The sequence below is a fragment of the Pantoea sp. AN62 genome, from assembly GCF_050432985.1.
GTDB lineage: Bacteria > Pseudomonadota > Gammaproteobacteria > Enterobacterales > Enterobacteriaceae > Pantoea > Pantoea brenneri.
The window spans coordinates 141,449-159,729 of sequence record NZ_JBNPYB010000010.1 but is presented as its reverse complement, the minus strand read 5'-3'; the positions used below and the strand labels follow the sequence as shown (position 1 = coordinate 159,729).

Genomic DNA, 18,281 nt, shown 5'->3' with positions numbered 1-18,281 from the left:
CACAGTTGCTGAGATCCCTGACAGCAGAGCCGGCGCAATGTCAGCAAAAAAGACACTGCGCTGCGCTTATTCACCCCCCGGTTACAGTTCCCCTCCAGCCTGCCGATAACTCCTTGCAGAACAACATCACTTTTGATCCATTTTCCTTATTTTGTGGAGTGTCTATGCGCTTCAATTATGACTTGTTACCGGGTGAGCGGCTGACCTTTGAGGAGATCGCGCTGCGCTATGCCCAGCAATATCCTGAGGAGAAGGAGCTGACGGCGCGCGCGCTGCTCAGCCCATCAACCAGCTTTCGCACCCTGAAAATCCGTGCGGTGTTTGCGCAGGAAGAGAGCAACAGTCCGCTGGAGGATCTGCTGTTCATCGCCAATGATAATGAACGTAAAAATTACCTGCGCCGCTTTGAGCACTACCTGAAGCAAAACCTCTCTTTCCTCTATTTCCGCCGTAGCGAGAAAGAGAAACGCGATAATCTGTGGAAGGTGATGGGCAGCAGTCAGGTGTTCGCGATGATCGATCCCCATTCTGCTACCGCCCAGAACCTGCTCAACAGCCGCGGCTACAAACTGGTACTGATGCACCAGGATGAGGAAGAAGCTTACTGGCAGCTGTTCAACCCGCAGGCTAATCCCTGTTTTCCTCAGTCACGCCGCATTCAGTTCATCGTGGTGCTGAGTACGCCGCAGCACAAGGTGCCTGCCGCAGTGATGCCGGGCACCGAAGTGGGACGGCGGGTGAAGGCAAGAGTACTGCAGCGCGCCAGCCAGGCCGAGTTCAGCGCCGGCGTCAAAGCGCGCTACGGCGCCTGCGTGATGACCGGCACCCGGCTGACCGATCGGCACAACTGGCCGTGGGTAGAAGCCTGTCATATCGATACGCAGGAGAATGATGAAGGGGGGCTGGCGGATAACAGCGTCGACAACGGCTTATTCCTGCGTAGCGATCTGCAACGGCTTTTCCTCAACCGACTGATAAGCATTGATGGTGAGTCGGGACAGATCCAGATACACCCCAGCGACGAAGCGCAGACCAACATAAGCCCTTATTATCAGGAGCTAAATGGCCGTATCTGTAGCCTGTGGTCGGCGGTGCCACCCGCGACGCGCCAACGGCTGCGGGCGCGACGCTAGCCAATGTGAAGGGGGACCGAAGGATCGGCTCCCCTGACATAACAAAAATGAAATAACCTCGTTTTACCCCGCCTATTCCCCCAATCAATAACCCTACAGAATTGGATAATCATGCCGATAACTTCATTAACGCAGGGTAGTCAACGTGAACGATCTCTATACCGCCGAAGGCGTGATGGACAAGCATTCGCTCTGGCAGCGCTACGTGCCGCTGGTGCGCCATGAAGCGCTGCGCCTGCAGGTTCGTCTGCCAGCCAGCGTTGAGCTGGACGATTTGCTGCAAGCCGGAGGTATCGGTCTGTTAAATGCCGTGGAGCGCTATGACGCGCTACAGGGAACAGCCTTTACCACCTATGCCGTGCAGCGTATTCGTGGCGCAATGCTGGATGAGCTTCGCAGCCGGGACTGGGCACCACGCAGCGTTCGTCGTAACGCGCGCGAGGTGGCCGGCGCAATGCATAAGGTGGAACAGACGCTGGGTCGTGCTGCCTCCGAGCAGGAAGTCGCGCAGCAGTTGAATGTTTCGATGGAGGAGTACCGGCAGATCCTGCTGGACACCAACAATAGTCAGCTCTTTTCCTACGACGAGTATCGGGAAGAACATGGCGACAGTGCGGAACTGGTGACGGAAGGGCATGAAGAGGCCAACCCGCTTCATCAGTTGATGGAAGGGAGTCTGCGTGAGCGCGTCATCGAAGCGATCGAAGCGTTACCCGATCGTGAAAAGATGGTGCTGACACTGTACTACCAGGAAGAACTGAACCTGAAAGAGATTGGCGCGGTGCTTGATGTGGGGGAATCCCGTGTCAGCCAGCTGCACAGTCAGGCGATTAAACGTCTGCGGGCCCGACTTACGGGAGCGCGCTAGCAGTATCAGTTCCTGGCGATTCAAAAATATAAGAAACCGGGGACTCAGCAATGGGAGCCAAGACCAAGGCCAGACCGTTAAGTCGTTATCTTAAAGACTATAAACACAGCCAGAGCAACTGTTCACACTGTGGCAAGGTATTAGATCGAATGGCGCTCGTTTTTCGTGGCCAGATCATCAATAAAGAGGCCATCGCTCGGATGGACCAGATGATTGATGAGCAACTGTGGCTGAAACTTCAGCCAGAACTGACTGCGCTCTGTCGCTTTTGTAGCGATATTTTTTGTAATACCCATCCTAATTACTTCGACATTATGGCGTTCAAACAGTATTTGTTCGAACAGACAGAGATGAGCCCCAGCACCATACGGGAATACGTGGTGCGGCTGCGTCGGCTGGACGACATGCTGAAAGCGAAAAATTTCCCGGCCGATCGGCTGCAGGGCAATAGCTGGCATCAATGTCTGGAAAGCGACCTGCCGGATGCGGGCAATAATAATTACCGTATTGCGCTGCGCAAATACGATCAGTTCTTAGGGTGGCAACAGGGCTAACGCTCCGCTGCGCACCCATTGCTCCCCCGCGTACCGCCGGTACGTCCCCGCCATTTTCACGCTGCTGAAAAGGGCGGGACGGGGGAGCACGCCTGTTTTGCCCATCACCGCATCTCCCGCCACCTGAATCAGGGTGATCCTTTTCGCATCTTCTGCAACACTGTAAGGATAATTTCCAATGCCCGAATGGAGGCAGCATTGTCTTTACATCTTTTACACCAGTTTCCCCGCCTTGAACTGCTGGGCGCGCCAACCCCGTTAGAGCATCTGCCACGACTCTCCGACTATCTCGGCCGCGATATTTTCATCAAGCGCGATGATGTCACGCCGGTGGCGATGGGCGGCAACAAGCTGCGTAAGCTGGAGTATCTGGCGGCCGACGCGCTGCGCGAAGGGGCCGATGTGCTGCTGACTGCCGGAGCGATTCAGTCCAACCATGTGCGCCAGACCGCAGCCGTCGCGGCCCGTCTGGGTCTTAAATGCGTTGCCCTGCTGGAAAACCCAATCGGCACCCATGCAGAAAACTACCTGAGCAACGGTAACCGGCTGCTGCTGGATCTGATGGACGCCGAGGTGATTATGGTTGATGCGTTGGATCGTCCGGCGGAGCAGCTGGCGGAACAGGCAACACGGCTTGAGGCGCAGGGTTTCCGGCCTTATATCGTGCCGGTCGGCGGCTCGAATACGCTGGGTGCGTTAGGCTATGTCGGCTGCGCGCAGGAGATTGCCCATCAGAGCGAAGAGGTGGTGGATTTTGCCGCCGTTATCGTCGCCTCTGGCAGCGCCGGCACCCATGCCGGGCTGGCGGTTGGCCTTGAACAGTTGTTACCGGATACCGAGCTGGTGGGGGTGACCGTTTCCCGTCAGGCTGAGGCTCAGTTGCCGCTGGTTGAGCGTCTGCGCCAGCCACTGGCAGCCCAGCTTGAAGTGCCCGCTACCGCGCCGATTACGCTGTGGGATGAGTATTATGCACCACGCTACGGTGAACCGAACGACGAGGGCATGGCGGCGGTGAAACTGCTGGCGCAGCTGGAAGGCATTCTGCTGGATCCGGTCTATACCGGTAAGGCGATGGCGGGGTTGCTGGATGGCATCAGCCAGAACCGTTTCCGCCGGGAAGGCCCGCTGCTGTTTATTCATACTGGCGGCGCGCCGGCGTTATTTGCTTATCATCCTTCGGTCTGAGACAAGCAAAAAAAACAGTTTATAATCTTGCCGTTATCACGATGGACCGGTAGCAATGTAGCGGCGTTGCCGTTATAAAATACACACAACACAATCAATAATGGGGTGAATATGACCTTTTCTCTTGTACGTCGCCAGTTGGTGATGGGCGTGATGGCCGTGGCGCTGGTCGCGGGCGTCAACGTTAAAACCTTCGCAGCTGAAAATCTGCTGAATAAAATTAAAGAGCGCGGCACGCTGCTGGTGGGACTGGAAGGTACCTATCCGCCGTTCAGCTTCCAGGATGAGAACGGCAAGCTGACCGGCTTTGAAGCGGAGTTCGCGCAACAACTGGCGCAGCACATGGGCGTTAAGGCCAGCCTGAAACCAACCAAGTGGGACGGCATGCTGGCCTCGCTGGATGCGAAACGGATTGATGTGGTGATTAACCAGGTCACCATCTCTGACGAGCGCAAGAAGAAGTATGACTTCTCTACGCCGTATACCATCTCGGGCATTCAGGCGCTGACCATGAAAGCCAACGCCGGTAGCATCACCAAACCTGAGGATCTGGCAGGTAAAAAGGTCGGCGTCGGTCTGGGTACCAACTACGAACAGTGGTTGCGTGAGAACGTGAAGGGCGTTGATGTCCGTACCTATGATGATGACCCGACCAAATATCAGGATCTGCGTTCTGGCCGTCTGAACGCCATTCTGGTGGACCGCCTGGCAGCACTGGATCTGGTGAAGAAAACCGGCGATACCATGGCCGTAGCAGGCAACGCTTTCTCCCGTCAGGAGTCTGGCGTGGCGGTGCGTAAAGGCAATGACGATCTGCTGAAAGCGATTGATCAGGCTATTGCAGAGATGCAGAAAGATGGCTCACTGAGCAAGCTGTCTGAAAAATGGTTTGGCGCGGACGTGACTAAATAATGCAGGAAAGTCTTCAACTGGTGCTGGATTCAGCACCTTTTTTATTAAAAGGCGCGCTGTTTACGCTGCAACTCAGCATCGGCGGAATGTTCTTCGGCCTGGTGCTGGGGTTCATTCTGGCACTGATGCGGCTGTCACGCTTCTGGCCGGTTAGCTGGCTGTCGCGGATCTACGTTTCGATCTTCCGCGGTACGCCGCTGATCGCCCAGCTGTTTATGATCTACTACGGCTTACCGCAGTTTGGTATCGAGCTGGATCCGATTCCCTCCGCCATGATTGGCCTGTCGCTGAATACCGCGGCTTATGCGTCGGAATCACTGCGTGGCGCAATCTCTGCGATTGAGCGCGGCCAGTGGGAAGCGGCGGCCAGTATTGGCATGACGCGCTGGCAAACACTGCGCCGGGTGATACTGCCGCAGGCGGCACGGACCGCGCTGCCGCCGCTGGGTAACAGCTTTATCAGTCTGGTAAAAGATACCTCGCTGGCGGCGACCATCCAGGTGCCGGAGCTGTTCCGTCAGGCGCAGCTGATCACCTCGCGTACGCTGGAAGTGTTCACCATGTATCTGGCTGCCTCGCTGATTTACTGGGTGATGGCGACGGTGCTGTCCGCCCTGCAGAACCGGCTGGAGCAGCATGTTAATCGTCAGGATCAGGAGTCGAAATGAGTGCCATCGAAGTCAGAAAACTGGTGAAATCCTTCAATGGCCAGACGGTGCTGCATGGCATCGATCTCGACGTAGCGGCAGGCGAAGTGGTGGCGATTATCGGTCCCAGCGGTTCGGGTAAAACCACGCTGCTGCGCAGTATCAACCTGCTGGAAGTGCCGGACAGCGGCACCATCCGGGTGGGGGATATTACCGTTGATGCGGCGCTGGCGCAGAGTAAACAGAAAGAGCAGGTGCGTCGTCTGCGCCAGCAGGTTGGCTTTGTCTTCCAGAACTTCAATCTGTTTCCCCACCGTTCGGTGATGGAGAACATTATTGAAGGGCCGGTAATCGTCAAGCGCGAAGCCAAAGCGGACGCGGTGGCACGTGCCCGTGAGTTGCTGGAGAAAGTCGGACTGCATGGCAAAGAGCAGAGTTACCCGCGCCGTTTGTCAGGCGGTCAGCAGCAGCGGGTGGCCATCGCCCGGGCGCTGGCGATGCGGCCGGAGGTGATTCTTTTTGATGAACCGACCTCGGCGCTGGATCCGGAACTGGTTGGCGAGGTGCTTAACACCATCCGCGCCCTGGCCGAAGAGAAACGCACCATGGTTATCGTCACGCATGAGATGAGCTTTGCTCGCGACGTGGCTGACCGCGCTATTTTTATGGACCAGGGCCGCATTGTGGAGCAGGGCGAGGCGAAAGCGTTGTTCAGTAACCCGCAACAACCGCGAACCCGTCAGTTCCTCGACAAATTTCTGAGTCAGTAACGCCGCAGCCTTCCTTCGGGAAGGCTGCGTTAACCCGTTTAAATAACGCTGTTTTTCCGTAAAATAACCCTGCTGCTAAGGGGTTATTCGCGCTGAAAGTCATCGCTATCATATATTTTTAAATCTCCGTTAAACCTTTTGGCACATCTGACAAAACTTTTCTGTTCATCGTTTATTACATGGCTTTTAGAGTTGCCACTTTCTCTTATTTAAACCGTGGTGACTCTCCAGTAATATTATCTTTTTCACCGCAATAAGGGTAAATAAAGCCGCTGCCTGGCTATTTATTGATAAGTGTAAGGAAACGTTCAGCTCGGTAAATAACTGTAGCATCAGGACCACGCCGCATTTTTTAAGACTTTCGCTATATTCACCACCGGTTCAATGACGAATAATCGCTGGATAACCATAAAAGCAATACTGATTTCCTCGCTTTTACTTTTCAGCATTCTGACCTACACAGCAGGAGTCATTGAATGAACAACACCAAGCCAGAGCAAATAATGTGGGTGAATACCCTGAAAGGGGCCTGTATATTACTGGTGGTCCTGTACCACACGGTGCTGCCGGGTTTTGAAGGGACGCTGAAATATCTTTCTGCCGGATGGCTACCCGCTGAAATATGGGTGCAGTTTAATACGGTCCTGTCACCGTTACGTATGCCGGCGTTTTTCTTTGTTTCAGGCCTGCTGGCGACCAACGGTATTATTAATCGACCATGGAAGCAGGTATTTACCAGCCGGATCACCAATCTCTTTTATCTCTATATTTTGTGGGGCTTTATTCAGTGGTGGTCGATTCTCGGCATCTCCACCGAAATTACCGGTCAGCGTATTTCCCAGAATCTGAATGCAGCCTATGCGGGGTCGCTATTAGAATTTCTTAAGCTAACGTTTATGGCCATGAGCACCTCATGGTATCTGTACGGGCTTGGTCTCTATTTCCTCTGCGCCAAAGTTTTTCGCCAATATAAACTGGTGCTGATGGTGGCGGCGATTGTGCTGAACTATCTGGCGGTGGAGAAAATTATTCCCTACTGGGGACCACAAAGCCTGGCGCAATATTTCCTGTTCTTCCTGCTGGGCGCTTTCTGGAGTCAGACTATGCTGCGCCTCAGCGAATGGCGGCGTGAAAACCTGATGCCGTGGGCCGTACTGGCGGCGCTGGCGGGCATTCACGTTATTTTCGGGCTGGATAAGAGCCTGTTCATGTGCATTCTGGCGGTGCTGTTCAGTATCGCGGCCTGTCGCTGGCTGAATCAGCATTTCAGCATGCGCTATATGAACTGGATCGGCCGCAATACGTTGCAGATTTATGTGATACACCGCATTTTCATTGAGTTTTTCGGCATGTCAGCGATTCTGTTTGCCCAGCGTCACCATCTGTTTAATCAGGCGTGGTTTTCGTTCCTCTGGGCCTGTTTCTATCCGGTGGCGATTGTCGGGATCTGTTCGCTCTGCTCGGTGGCGCTCTGGTCGCTGACCAACCGCGGATTGGGACAGTCGCTGTTTATATTTCCGACGCTGATGAAGCGGGAGCGAGCCAGTGAGGTTTCGTGAATGCGCTTAGCCGCGGGCTGCCGGGGCAGGGTAGTCGCCCTCGGTATGGGCGGGTTACGTTTGCTGCGGGCTGACAGTGAGCGGGTTACGCCTGGCGGCGGGCTGACATTGAGTAATGTTGCGCTTGCTGCGGGCTGACATTGAGTGAGCTTACGCCCGCCAGGCGATGGGGAGTTTCAGATTGCCTGAGCAGGCGGTCGCGTCAAGGGGCGGACGCCCGCCCCTTCACAATCCCGGCGTCCGGCGGCCTGCGCGCCACGCTGCGCGCGGTTCCTTCGTCACTCCCTGCGGCCGACGGACCGGCCGGACGCGCCATCCGTGGCGCGATCCGTCCTTTCGCCGACTTCCTGTCGGCTCTCCTGGCCTCCGGTTGTTCCTCAGCGCTGCGGACGCCTCTGGTGAAACCCTGCCGGTGAGTTTTTAGCCCTGACTGGCTGGGTTCAGGCCGCTGAAAGCGGGGGAAGATTGATAAGGTTAGCTTTGCAGCAGGCTGACATTGAGCAGGTTTCGCCCGCCAGGCGATGGGGAGTTTCAGATTGCCTGAGCAGGCGGTCGCGTCAAGGGGCGGACGCCCGCCCCTTAACAATCCCGGCGTCCGGCGGCCTGCGCGCCACGCTGCGCGCGGTTCCTTCGTCACTCCCTGCGGCCGACGGACCGGCCGGACGCGCCTTCCCTGGCGCGATCCGTCCTTTCGCCGACTTCCTGTCGGCTCTCCTGGCCTCCGCTCATTCCTCAGCGCTGCGGACGCCTCTGGTAAAACCCCCGTCTGTAATTATCTTTTCATTTCGCTGTTGCCGTGCTGTCTGATGGCCCGTTGCAAAGACAAACCTCAATACTTATCGGGATGACGAACCCAACTTGAAAAAGACGAAACAACCGCTGCGATTTACAAAGCCGCGCTGTCTGCCGACCCGATAGAAAAGACAATCCCAAAAATCCACAGCGATAAAATACCCAACATAAAAAGAATAGATAACAGCGGGTGGGTTAAATAACATTCTGTCTGCTGAGCCGAAAGCCAGAGGCAATCCCAAAAACCGACAGCGATAAAGTACCCGACATAAAAAAAGAAATAACAGCGAGAAGTTAGGAGGCCGTCAGAACCGCTGAGCCGATGAGGGATTTCAGGACGAGCGACAGGGAGGTCGCGAAGAGGCGGGTTCGTGCCAGGGATGGCGCGTCCCGACGGTCCGGTAGAAATCCGGAAGAGGCGAAGGGACCGCGAAACGGCGGTGAAGCAGGCCGGAGCCCGGGGTCAAGGGGGCGCGGCGACTGGCGCCCTCTTGTCGGTCGCCGGCAGCGGCGAAGCTGAAACTGCCACAGCCGGCTGGCGAACGAAACCTGCTCATAGCCCGTTCGCGCAGCGAACCCCAGCCCGCAGCCAGCCGGCGAACGACATCTGCTCACAGCCCGCTCGCGCAGTGAACACCTTTGGCAAACCCGTCTGTGGTTTCTTAAATTCTGGCAGGATAAGTGTTGTCTGATGGCAGGGATTACATCTGGTGGCTGTATGGATACTTTCCTTTTCTGACGGCTAACGGTCCTGAACGCAGAAAAACGCTGAAAGTAATGTTACTCACTCATCACAGCGACGAAGCACCAAACAAAGAAAAAAAGAGATAACAGCGAGAAGTTAGGAGGCCGTCAGAACCGCTGAGCCGATGAGGGATTTCAGGACGAGCGACAGGGAGGTCGCGAAGAGTCGGGATCGTGCCAGGGATGGCGCGTCCCGCCGGTCCGTGAGAAATCCGGAAGAGGCGAAGGGACCGCGAAGCGGCGGTGAAGCAGGCCGGAGCCCGGGGTCAAGGGGGCGCGGCGACTGGCGGCCCCTTGTCGGTCGCCGGCAGCGGCGAAACTGAAACTGCCACAGCCAGCCAGCGAACGAAACCCTCTCAGCCCCGTTCGCGCAGCGAACCTCAAAACCTCACCGGCTGGCGAACGAAACCTGCTCATAGCCCGTTCGCGCAGCGAACCCCAGCCCGCAGCCAGCCAGCGAACGAAACCCTCTCAGCCCCGTTCGCGCAGCGAACCTCAAAACCTCACCAGCCGGCGAACGAAACCCTCTCAGCCCCGTTCGCGCAGCGAACCTCAAAACCTCACCAGCCGGCGAACGAAACCCTCTCAGCCCCCGTTCGCGCAGCGAACCCCAAAACCTCACCGGCCAGCGAACGAAACCTTCCCAGCCTCGTTCGCGCAGCGAACCTCAAACCCCTACCGGAAAGGCGGCTCATTAAACGTCCGCAATTTACGCGAATGCAGCTTATCGCCTTCGGCACGCAGCAACTCAACCGCGTGAATACCGATCTGCAGATGCTCCGAAATAGCACCTTCATAGAAACGATTCGCCTGGCCCGGCAGCTTAATCTCACCGTGCAGTGGCTTATCCGAGACGCAGAGCAGGGTGCCGTAAGGAACGCGGAAGCGATAACCCTGCGCCGCGATGGTGGCGCTCTCCATATCGACCGCCACCGCGCGACTCAGGTTGAAGCGCAGTGCCGAGGCTGAATAGCGCAACTCCCAGTTGCGGTCGTCGGTGGTGACGACGGTGCCGGTACGCAGGCGCTGTTTTACCTCTTCACCCGGCATGCCGCTCACCGTCTTGGTGGCGTCATACAAGGCGCGCTGCACTTCCGCAATGCTCGGCACCGGGATATCCGGCGGCAGCACGCTGTCGAGAACGTGATCGTCGCGCAGATAAGCGTGCGCCAGCACATAGTCACCAATCCGCTGGCTCTCGCGCAAGCCACCACAGTGACCAATCATCAGCCATGCGTGCGGGCGCATCACTGCCAGATGATCGCAGATGGTTTTGGCATTCGACGGGCCGACGCCGATATTGATCAGCGTAATGCCGCGGCGGTCAGGCGAGGTGAGATGCCAGGCGGGCATCTGATGCTTCTTCCAGGCGAGGTCGGAAAGCATCGACTCGCTGTTGGCGGTATCGGCCGTCAGCACCACGTCACCGGCGCAGGCCAGGCTGTCATACGGCGTGTTGGGATCGCGTACCTGCTCAATCGCCCAGCGCACGAACTCGTCAACATACCGGGTGTAGTTGGTGAACAGCACAAACGGCTGGAAATGATCGACGGCAGTGCCGGTGTAGTGACGCAGACGGGCCAGTGAGAAGTCGGTTCTCAGCGCGTCGAAGTGCGACAGTGGAAAGCGGGCGTCGGCATGGAACAGGCCATCGGCGGTCTCATCGCCAATCTGCGACAGTTCGGTGGTCGGGAAGTGACGGGCGATACCGGCGCTCATGGTGCGATCCAGCGACAGATCGGAACCGTCAATCACATAAGGATAAGGGATCTCCTGGCTGGAAGGCCCGACTTCGATCTCCAGCCGATACTCTTTCTCCAGCATCGCCAGTTGTTCAGCAATATAGTGCCGCAGCAGCGCAGGGCGGGTAATGGTAGTGCTGTAGCTGCCGGTGTGGGTAAAACGTCCCCATGCACGGGTGCGGTTCTGCTGAGGCCCTTCGCCGTGCCAGCTAATACGCAACTCAGGGTAAACAAACAATCCCTGTGCGCGTTCGGCCGCATCCGGTAGCGAGCCATCCTCGGTGAAGGCTTTGATTGCCGTGCGCAGCGCATCGACCGCGCCCTCATACAGGCGCTCAAGTTCATCCAGCGCTTGCTGGCTGGTCAGGTTTTTCCGTTGTGTCGGCATGGTTTCTCCTTCCATTTGTTACCGCGTTTTGCCCAAGCTTAGCGGGTTTGTTGCAGAGATTGGTGAAGAATCTGTGATCGACCGCATTTTGCACCAACCTGGTGCTGGTGTGTTGGCCGCGTCGCTCTATTGTTAGTGATCGGTGACCCTCACTAACGTGGCAGGTCGCCTTCACCCGCCGTGCGGATTATTTTCACAGCCGCAGGTTTTATGGCGAGATTATTGCTTAAATCTTCCGTGGCGCGGCTGGCCGCACCCGGTAATACCACTCTCCACTCTCTGTTCAGAAACTGATTTCTCCTGATTGGCATTGGCTCTTAACCCTGTTGAGGATGACCGCATGTCTGTGAAAGTGATCAAGTTCCCTATCAAGCTCGTCATGGCCGGATGTTTAATGACCGCGTTATCGGCACACGCCGATATTAAAATTGGCGTCGCCGGACCTTTCTCCGGTCCGAATGCCACCTATGGTGCGCAGTACTGGAAAGGTGCCTCGCAGGCTGCGGCGGATATCAACGCGGCGGGCGGCATTAACGGCGAGAAAATTGTGCTGGTTCAGGGCGATGATGCCTGTGAACCGAAGCAGGCGGTGTCAGTCGCGAACCGACTGGTGGATCAGGACAAAGTGAATGCGGTGGTCGGTCACTTCTGTTCTTCCTCCACTATGCCTGCCTCAGAGGTGTATGACGAAGCAGGCGTACTGGCGATTACGCCAGGCTCCACCAATCCTAAAATTACCGAGCGGGGCATGAAAACTCTGTTCCGCATGTGTGGACGTGATGACCAGCAGGGTGCGATTGCCGCGGATTTCATTCTCGACAAACTGAAGGCGAAGAAAGTCGTGGTGATCCACGACAAAGATACCTATGGCCAGGGGCTGGCAGATGCCACCAAAGCCGCACTGGAGAAACGCGGCGTCAAGGAGGCGATGTATGAAGGTTTATCGCGCGGCGAGAAAGATTTTAACGCGCTGGTGACCAAAATCGGCCAGTTAAAACCCGACGTGGTCTACTTCGGCGGTTGCCACCCGGAAGCGGGGCCGCTGGTGCGTCAGATGCGTGAGCAGGGAGTGAAAGCGGACTTCTTCTCCGGTGACTGCATCGTGACCGAAGAGATGGTGACCGCCGCTGGCGGGCCGCAATACACCAAAGGGGTTTATATGACCTTTGGCAACGATCCACGCCAGATTGCCGATGGCAAAGCGGTGATTGAAAAATTCCGTGCCGGCGGCTTCGAACCTGAAGGCTATACCCTTTACGCCTATGCCTCGATTCAGGCGATTGCTGCTGCCTACAAAGGCGCCGGCAAGGATAACGAAAAAGCCAGCGAATGGCTCAAAGCCAATAGCGTTGATACCGTGATGGGCAAAAAGTCCTGGGATAGCAAAGGGGATTTAAAAGTCTCTGACTACGTGGTGTATCAGTGGGATGACAAAGGAAAATATCATCAGCTCTGAGTAAACCGCCAGGCTGTAATCCCCCGCGATTACAGCCTGAAACAGTCGGGCGACAGCCGGGGGACGCGGCAACGCGTCACTCAGGCATACCTTTTCCGGAGCCGGTGCGACGGGCTCCCGCAGTGAGACTTTTGCTATGGATGCCTTCTTTTTACAGCAAATGGTGAATGGCCTGACGCTGGGTGCAGTTTACGGCCTGATCGCCATTGGCTATACCATGGTTTACGGCATTATCGGCATGATCAACTTCGCCCACGGCGAGGTCTATATGCTGTCCGCCTATCTGTGCGCCATCGGTCTGGCGCTGCTCTCCGCGTTCGGTATTCACTCTTTTCCACTGCTGATCTTCGGAACGCTGCTGTTCACCATCGTTATTACCGCCGTTTATGGCTGGACCATTGAGCGCATCGCCTATCGTCCGTTGCGCAACTCCACCCGGCTGGCGCCGCTGATCTCCGCCATCGGCATGTCACTGATTCTGCAAAACTATGTGCAGCTCAGCCAGGGGCCCAACCAGCAGGGCGTGCCCACGCTGCTGAGCGGCGTATTGCGGCTGGAGCTGGCAAGCGGCGTGGTGCAGATTACCTGGACCAAAGTATTCATCCTGCTGGCGGCGGCCTGCGGCATGGCGCTGCTGACCTGGATTATCCAGTACACCCGGCTGGGACGCATTTGTCGGGCGGTGCAGCAGGATCGGCGGATGGCGGCGATCCTCGGGATTAATACCGATCGGGTTATTTCCCTGGTGTTTATGATTGGCGCGTCGATGGCCGGTCTGGCCGGCGTGCTGGTGACGATGAACTACGGCACCTTCGATTTTTACGCCGGATTCATTATTGGCATCAAAGCGTTCACCGCGGCGGTGCTGGGTGGTATCGGTTCGCTGCCGGGCGCGATGCTGGGCGGCCTGCTGCTCGGCGTGGCGGAGGCGCAGTTCGCCGGGCTGGTGAATTCCGATTACAAAGATGTGTTCTCCTTCGCGTTACTGGTGGTGATCTTAATCTTCCGCCCGCAGGGATTACTGGGTCGCCCGCTGGTGGCAAAAGTGTGAGGACGCTGAGATGAATCAAACCAATCAGGGAGTGAATGTGGCCGAGGCGCTGCGGGAAACGGTGCTGGCCGGGTTAATCGCACTGGTGGTATTTGGCCCGATCGTTGGCATTGTGCTGGAGGGCTACCAGTTCCGCATACAACCGCTGCGGGTGGCGGTGCTGGTGGGCATTGTGATGGCGGGTCGCCTGCTGTTCAGCCTGTTTCTGCAAACCCGCAGTGGTAAAGCACTGCTGCGCAAGTTTGACGGCGAAGGTGGCGGGGTGTACGTGCGTGAACCCGGTTATCGCTCCCGGCTGCGCTGGATCCTCCCGCTGCTGCTGATCGCCGCCTGTCTGTTCCCGCTGTTTTCAACCAAATATCTGCTGACGGTGGCCATACTCGGGCTGATTTATGTGCTACTCGGCCTCGGGCTGAACATCGTGGTCGGACTGGCCGGATTGCTGGACCTGGGTTACGTGGCGTTTTATGCCATCGGTGCTTATGGCCTGGCGTTAGGCTATCAATATCTTGGACTGGGATTCTGGAGCATGCTGCCGATTGCGGCGCTGATGGCGGCCTGTGCCGGGGCGCTGCTGGGATTTCCGGTACTGCGAATGCACGGCGACTACCTGGCCATTGTGACGCTTGGCTTTGGCGAGATTATCCGGCTGGTGCTGAATAACTGGCTGTCGTTTACCGGTGGACCGAATGGCGTATCGGTGCCGGCACCGACCTTTCTCGGGCTGGAGTTTGGCCGCCGTGCGCGCGAAGGCGGCGTGCCGTTCCACGAGTTTTTCCACCTTAGCTATAACCCCAACATGAAGTTTATCTTCATCTACACGGTGCTGGTATTGGTGGTGCTGCTGGTGCTGTATATCAAGCATCGCCTGACGCGTATGCCGATCGGCCGGGCCTGGGAAGCGTTACGTGAAGATGAGATCGCCTGTCGGGCGATGGGGCTGAATCACGTGCTGGTCAAGCTGTCGGCCTTTATGCTGGGGGCATCGACGGCCGGTATCGCCGGCGTCTTCTTCGCCAGCTATCAGGGATTCGTCAATCCTACTTCGTTCACCTTCTTTGAGTCCGCGCTGATCCTGGCGATTGTGGTGCTGGGTGGCATGGGATCGACGCTGGGCGTGGTACTGGCGGCCTTTGTGCTGACCGTGGCACCGGAACTGCTGCGCAGTTTTGCCGAATATCGCGTGCTGCTGTTTGGCATGCTGATGGTGCTGATGATGATCTGGCGACCGCGTGGACTGGTGCGCACCAGCCGGGTCGGTGTCCCGCTGCGTCAGGGAGCCCGCCATGAGTGATGCCATTTTGCAGGTCGAAAAGCTGATGATGCGCTTCGGCGGTATCCGGGCGCTAAACGAGGTCAGCCTTAAGGTTGAACGCGGATCGGTCACCGCCTTAATCGGGCCGAACGGTGCCGGTAAAACTACCGTGTTTAACTGTCTGACCGGCTTTTATCGCGCCAGCGGGGGGCGAATACAGCTCAACGCCAACCAGCGGTCGACCGATGTGATTCAGGTGCTGGGTGAAAAAATTCACGCCGCTGACTGGCTTAATCCGGCTCAGCTCGGGTCCCGCCTCTGGTACAAAATGTTTGGCGGTGCGCATCTGGTTAACCGTGCCGGACTGGCGCGCACCTTCCAGAATATCCGGCTGTTTCGTGAGATGTCGGTGATTGAGAACCTGCTGGTGGCGCAGCACATGCTGGTGAACCGTAACCTGCTGGCGGGGGTGTTCAATACCCGCAGCTACCGGGCAGCGGAAAACCGCGCGCTCGATCGCGCTTTCTACTGGCTGGAAACGGTGGACCTGGCAACCAGCGCCAACCGGCTGGCCGGGACGCTCTCTTACGGCCAGCAGCGGCGACTGGAAATTGCGCGAGCCATGTGTACCCAGCCGGAATTGATCTGTCTGGATGAGCCCGCAGCCGGGCTGAATCCGGTGGAAACCGAGGCGCTCAGTGCCATTCTGCATCGTCTGCGCGCCGATCACCGCATCAGCGTACTGCTGATTGAGCACGATTTGCCGATGGTGATGAGTATCTCCGATCACATTGTGGTGCTGGACCACGGCGAAGTTATTGCCGAGGGCACGCCGCAGCAAATTCGCCACGATCCACGGGTGATTGCTGCGTATCTCGGCAGCGATGACGAGGAGGAGCAAAACCATGGCTGAGCCGCTGTTGCAGTTCGAGGCAGTCGATCTGTTTTATGGCCCGTTACAGGCGCTGAAAAGCGTCTCGCTGACGGTCAATGCGGGTGAGACAGTGGCGCTGATTGGGGCCAACGGCGCGGGTAAATCGAGCCTGCTGATGTCGATTTTTGGTCAGCCGCGCATCGCCAGCGGGGAAATCTATTTTCGCGGTCAGCCGATCAGCCAGAAGTCGACCCATTTTATTGCAGCCAGTGGCATCGCTCAGGCACCGGAGGGACGCCGTATCTTCGCCGACATGACCGTGGAGGAGAATTTGCAGATGGGCACCATTGCCATCGGCAATCGTTATCAGAAAGAGGATCTGGCGCGGATGTACAGCCTGTTTCCGCGCCTGCTGGAGCGGCGTCGGCAGCGTGCGATGACGCTCTCCGGCGGTGAGCAGCAGATGCTGGCGATTGCCCGCGCGCTGATGAGCCGGCCAGCGCTGCTGCTGCTGGACGAACCCAGCCTCGGCCTGGCGCCGATTGTGGTTAAGCAAATCTTCACTATTCTGCGCGAGCTGACGGCGCAGGGGATGACGCTGTTTCTGGTGGAGCAGAATGCGCGCCATGCGCTGAAGCTGGCCAATCGCGGTTATGTGATGGTGAATGGCGAAATTCGCTTAAGCGGCAGCGGGGCAGAACTGCTGAACAATGAAGAGGTTCGTAGTGCTTATCTGGGCGGCGCAGCAGCGCCTGCCGTCGGCGGAATAAAAAGTTTGTAACGATGATTAATTTGGGCAGGAAAGACTTTGCATATTTCTCTGCCCACTATCATCATTAGATCTCCTGTCCCGACTCTTCTGATTTGGTAATCCTTTGCAAAATCCCGGCGTAGCAGTGATGCAGGCGATCAAGCGCACGGCGTGGTATCCGAAACGTCGCGCTTACCGCACGCTCTACTGGCGTGAGATATCGCCATTAGCAGTGCCTATCTTTTTCGAGAACGCCTGTGTGTTACTGATGGGCGTGTTGAGCACCTTCCTGGTCAGTTGGCTGGGGAAAGAGGCGATGGCGGGCGTAGGCCTGGCAGACAGCTTCAATATGGTGATCATCTCCTTTTTTGCCGCCATCGACCTCGGCACCACGGTGGTGGTGGCGTTCAGCCTGGCAAAACGCAACGGCAAACGCGCCCGTGCCGCCACGCGACAGTCGCTGGGGATGATGACGGTGCTGTCGTTTGTGCTGGTCATCGCTATCGAGTTCTGGGGGCATCTGATCATCGATGCGATAGCCGGTGCCGCCGATCCCAAAGTGAAAGAGCTGGCGCTGAGCTATCTGCAGACCTCGGCCTGGAGCTATCCGGCGGCGGCCATTACCCTGATCGGCAGCGGCGCGCTGCGGGGTGCAGGCAATACCAAAATTCCGATGCTGATTAACGGCGGGATGAACATCCTCAACATCATCATCAGTAGCGTGTTGATTTACGGCTGCTTCTCCTGGGATGGCTTAGGCTTTATCGGGGCCGGACTGGGGCTGACCATCACCCGCTATATCGGGGCGATTGCGGTGATCTACGTGCTGATGATTGGCTTCAACGCCTCGCTGAAGATTACCCTGTCGAGCTATTTCCGGCGCTGGAACAGCAGCATTCTGATGGAGGTACTGGGCATCGGCGTGCCTGCCAGTATCGAGTCGGTGCTGTTCAACGGCGGGAAATTGCTGACCCAGGTGTTCGTCGCCGGAATGGGTACCAGTGAGATCGCCGGTAACTTCATCGCCTTTTCCATCGCCTCACTGATTAACCTGCCGGGCAATGCGCTCGGTTCGTCGTCGACCATCATTACCGGCACCCGACTGGGTAAGAATCAGGTGTTTCAGGCGGAGCGGCAGGTGCGGCACGTGTTCTGGCTGGCGACGATTTGTCTGACCGCGATGGCGTTGCTGACGGTGCCGCTGGCCGGTTTGCTGGCGCGCTTTTACACCAGCGATCCGGAAGTGATTAACGTCACGAAACAGCTGATCTGGCTTAACGCGCTGTTTATGCCGCTGTGGGCCGCCTCGTGGGTGCTGCCTGCCGGTCTGAAGGGCGCGCGCGATGCACGCTACACCATGTACGTTTCGATGTTCAGCATGTGGGGCGCGCGCGTGGTGGCCGGTTATCTGCTCGGCATTGAGCTGGGAATGGGCGTCATCGGCGTCTGGCTGGGGATGTTTCTCGACTGGACGGTACGCGGCGTCTTTTTCTGGTGGCGACTCAACAGCGGCAAATGGCTGAATAACTACCGCCGGATGATCGCCAAATCAGGATAGTGCAGCCGATAACGCCTTCCCTTGAGCCGGGGAAGGCGTTAC

Annotated in this window: 15 protein-coding genes; 14 read left to right on the top strand and 1 reads right to left on the bottom strand. The window is 57.3% G+C overall.

Annotation, left to right across the window (positions count from 1 at the left end):
* Positions 1–164 precede the first annotated feature (164 nt).
* The 8 genes from FHW04_RS13515 (at position 165) to FHW04_RS13480 (ending at position 7,628) form a co-directional block, all read left to right on the top strand.
* A complete protein-coding gene (locus tag FHW04_RS13515) occupies positions 165–1,133 on the top strand; it encodes an HNH endonuclease signature motif containing protein (RefSeq protein ID WP_069729209.1) in 969 nt (322 codons plus the stop codon).
* Between the two features lie 145 nt (positions 1,134–1,278).
* Positions 1,279–2,001: an RNA polymerase sigma factor FliA gene (locus tag FHW04_RS13510; RefSeq protein ID WP_031375096.1), complete on the top strand. Its 723-nt coding sequence runs from the start codon at positions 1,279–1,281 to the stop codon at positions 1,999–2,001.
* Positions 2,002–2,051: 50 nt separating this feature from the next.
* Positions 2,052–2,555, top strand: a complete 504-nt coding sequence (gene fliZ / locus FHW04_RS13505; protein ID WP_031375097.1) for a flagella biosynthesis regulatory protein FliZ — start codon at positions 2,052–2,054, stop codon at positions 2,553–2,555.
* Between the two features lie 198 nt (positions 2,556–2,753).
* Complete coding sequence (locus tag FHW04_RS13500; protein ID WP_031375098.1) at positions 2,754–3,740, top strand: D-cysteine desulfhydrase; 987 nt, start codon at positions 2,754–2,756, stop codon at positions 3,738–3,740.
* Positions 3,741–3,851: 111 nt separating this feature from the next.
* On the top strand, positions 3,852–4,652 hold the full coding sequence (gene tcyJ, locus FHW04_RS13495; RefSeq protein WP_031375099.1) for a cystine ABC transporter substrate-binding protein: 801 nt from the start codon (positions 3,852–3,854) through the stop codon (positions 4,650–4,652).
* Entirely contained in the window at positions 4,652–5,320 is a 669-nt protein-coding gene (tcyL, locus tag FHW04_RS13490) for a cystine ABC transporter permease (protein ID WP_031375100.1), read from the top strand. The genes tcyJ and tcyL overlap by 1 nt, the downstream gene beginning before the upstream one ends.
* Complete coding sequence (gene tcyN, locus FHW04_RS13485) at positions 5,317–6,069, top strand: L-cystine ABC transporter ATP-binding protein TcyN (protein ID WP_031375101.1); 753 nt, start codon at positions 5,317–5,319, stop codon at positions 6,067–6,069. Before tcyL ends, tcyN begins: the two co-directional genes overlap by 4 nt.
* Before the next feature lie 476 nt (positions 6,070–6,545).
* The gene (locus tag FHW04_RS13480; RefSeq protein WP_069729210.1) at positions 6,546–7,628 is read left to right on the top strand and encodes an acyltransferase family protein; all 1,083 of its coding nucleotides are present in this window, start codon (positions 6,546–6,548) and stop codon (positions 7,626–7,628) included.
* Between the two features lie 2,211 nt (positions 7,629–9,839).
* On the opposite strand, the gene FHW04_RS13475 is transcribed toward FHW04_RS13480, so the two are convergent.
* Positions 9,840–11,294, bottom strand: a complete 1,455-nt coding sequence (locus FHW04_RS13475; protein WP_089561221.1) for an AMP nucleosidase — start codon at positions 11,292–11,294, stop codon at positions 9,840–9,842.
* Between the two features lie 340 nt (positions 11,295–11,634).
* Between FHW04_RS13475 and FHW04_RS13470 the strand changes: the two genes are divergently transcribed.
* From FHW04_RS13470 to FHW04_RS13445, 6 genes are all read left to right on the top strand, one after another.
* Entirely contained in the window at positions 11,635–12,750 is a 1,116-nt protein-coding gene (locus FHW04_RS13470) for a branched-chain amino acid ABC transporter substrate-binding protein (protein ID WP_031375104.1), read from the top strand.
* Positions 12,751–12,886: 136 nt separating this feature from the next.
* On the top strand, positions 12,887–13,801 hold the full coding sequence (locus tag FHW04_RS13465) for an ABC transporter permease subunit (protein WP_046288247.1): 915 nt from the start codon (positions 12,887–12,889) through the stop codon (positions 13,799–13,801).
* 10 nt (positions 13,802–13,811) lie between these two features.
* Positions 13,812–15,095, top strand: a complete 1,284-nt coding sequence (gene livM / locus FHW04_RS13460; RefSeq protein ID WP_179420090.1) for a high-affinity branched-chain amino acid ABC transporter permease LivM — start codon at positions 13,812–13,814, stop codon at positions 15,093–15,095.
* Positions 15,088–15,969: an ABC transporter ATP-binding protein gene (locus FHW04_RS13455; protein WP_089561223.1), complete on the top strand. Its 882-nt coding sequence runs from the start codon at positions 15,088–15,090 to the stop codon at positions 15,967–15,969. The genes livM and FHW04_RS13455 overlap by 8 nt, the downstream gene beginning before the upstream one ends.
* Positions 15,962–16,711, top strand: a complete 750-nt coding sequence (locus tag FHW04_RS13450; RefSeq protein ID WP_031377883.1) for an ABC transporter ATP-binding protein — start codon at positions 15,962–15,964, stop codon at positions 16,709–16,711. Before FHW04_RS13455 ends, FHW04_RS13450 begins: the two co-directional genes overlap by 8 nt.
* A gap of 118 nt (positions 16,712–16,829) precedes the next feature.
* Positions 16,830–18,239 carry an EmmdR/YeeO family multidrug/toxin efflux MATE transporter gene (locus FHW04_RS13445; protein WP_031377882.1) on the top strand — a complete coding sequence of 470 codons (1,410 nt, stop codon included), beginning with the start codon at positions 16,830–16,832 and terminating at the stop codon, positions 18,237–18,239.
* The last annotated feature ends 42 nt before the right edge of the window (positions 18,240–18,281 follow it).

Excerpts from the sequence above, each read along its gene's own strand:
- FHW04_RS13475 (WP_089561221.1), bottom strand. The coding sequence starts at position 11,294 with ATGCCGACACAACGGAAAAACCTGACCAGCCAGCAAGCGCTGGATGAA.
- tcyJ (WP_031375099.1), top strand. The coding sequence starts at position 3,852 with ATGACCTTTTCTCTTGTACGTCGCCAGTTGGTGATGGGCGTGATGGCC.
- FHW04_RS13465 (WP_046288247.1), top strand. The coding sequence starts at position 12,887 with ATGGATGCCTTCTTTTTACAGCAAATGGTGAATGGCCTGACGCTGGGT.
- FHW04_RS13515 (WP_069729209.1), top strand. The coding sequence starts at position 165 with ATGCGCTTCAATTATGACTTGTTACCGGGTGAGCGGCTGACCTTTGAG.
- livM (WP_179420090.1), top strand. The coding sequence starts at position 13,812 with ATGAATCAAACCAATCAGGGAGTGAATGTGGCCGAGGCGCTGCGGGAA.
- FHW04_RS13455 (WP_089561223.1), top strand. The coding sequence starts at position 15,088 with ATGAGTGATGCCATTTTGCAGGTCGAAAAGCTGATGATGCGCTTCGGC.
- fliZ (WP_031375097.1), top strand. The coding sequence starts at position 2,052 with ATGGGAGCCAAGACCAAGGCCAGACCGTTAAGTCGTTATCTTAAAGAC.
- FHW04_RS13480 (WP_069729210.1), top strand. The coding sequence starts at position 6,546 with ATGAACAACACCAAGCCAGAGCAAATAATGTGGGTGAATACCCTGAAA.
- FHW04_RS13470 (WP_031375104.1), top strand. The coding sequence starts at position 11,635 with ATGTCTGTGAAAGTGATCAAGTTCCCTATCAAGCTCGTCATGGCCGGA.
- FHW04_RS13445 (WP_031377882.1), top strand. The coding sequence starts at position 16,830 with ATGCAGGCGATCAAGCGCACGGCGTGGTATCCGAAACGTCGCGCTTAC.
- tcyL (WP_031375100.1), top strand. The coding sequence starts at position 4,652 with ATGCAGGAAAGTCTTCAACTGGTGCTGGATTCAGCACCTTTTTTATTA.
- tcyN (WP_031375101.1), top strand. The coding sequence starts at position 5,317 with ATGAGTGCCATCGAAGTCAGAAAACTGGTGAAATCCTTCAATGGCCAG.
- FHW04_RS13450 (WP_031377883.1), top strand. The coding sequence starts at position 15,962 with ATGGCTGAGCCGCTGTTGCAGTTCGAGGCAGTCGATCTGTTTTATGGC.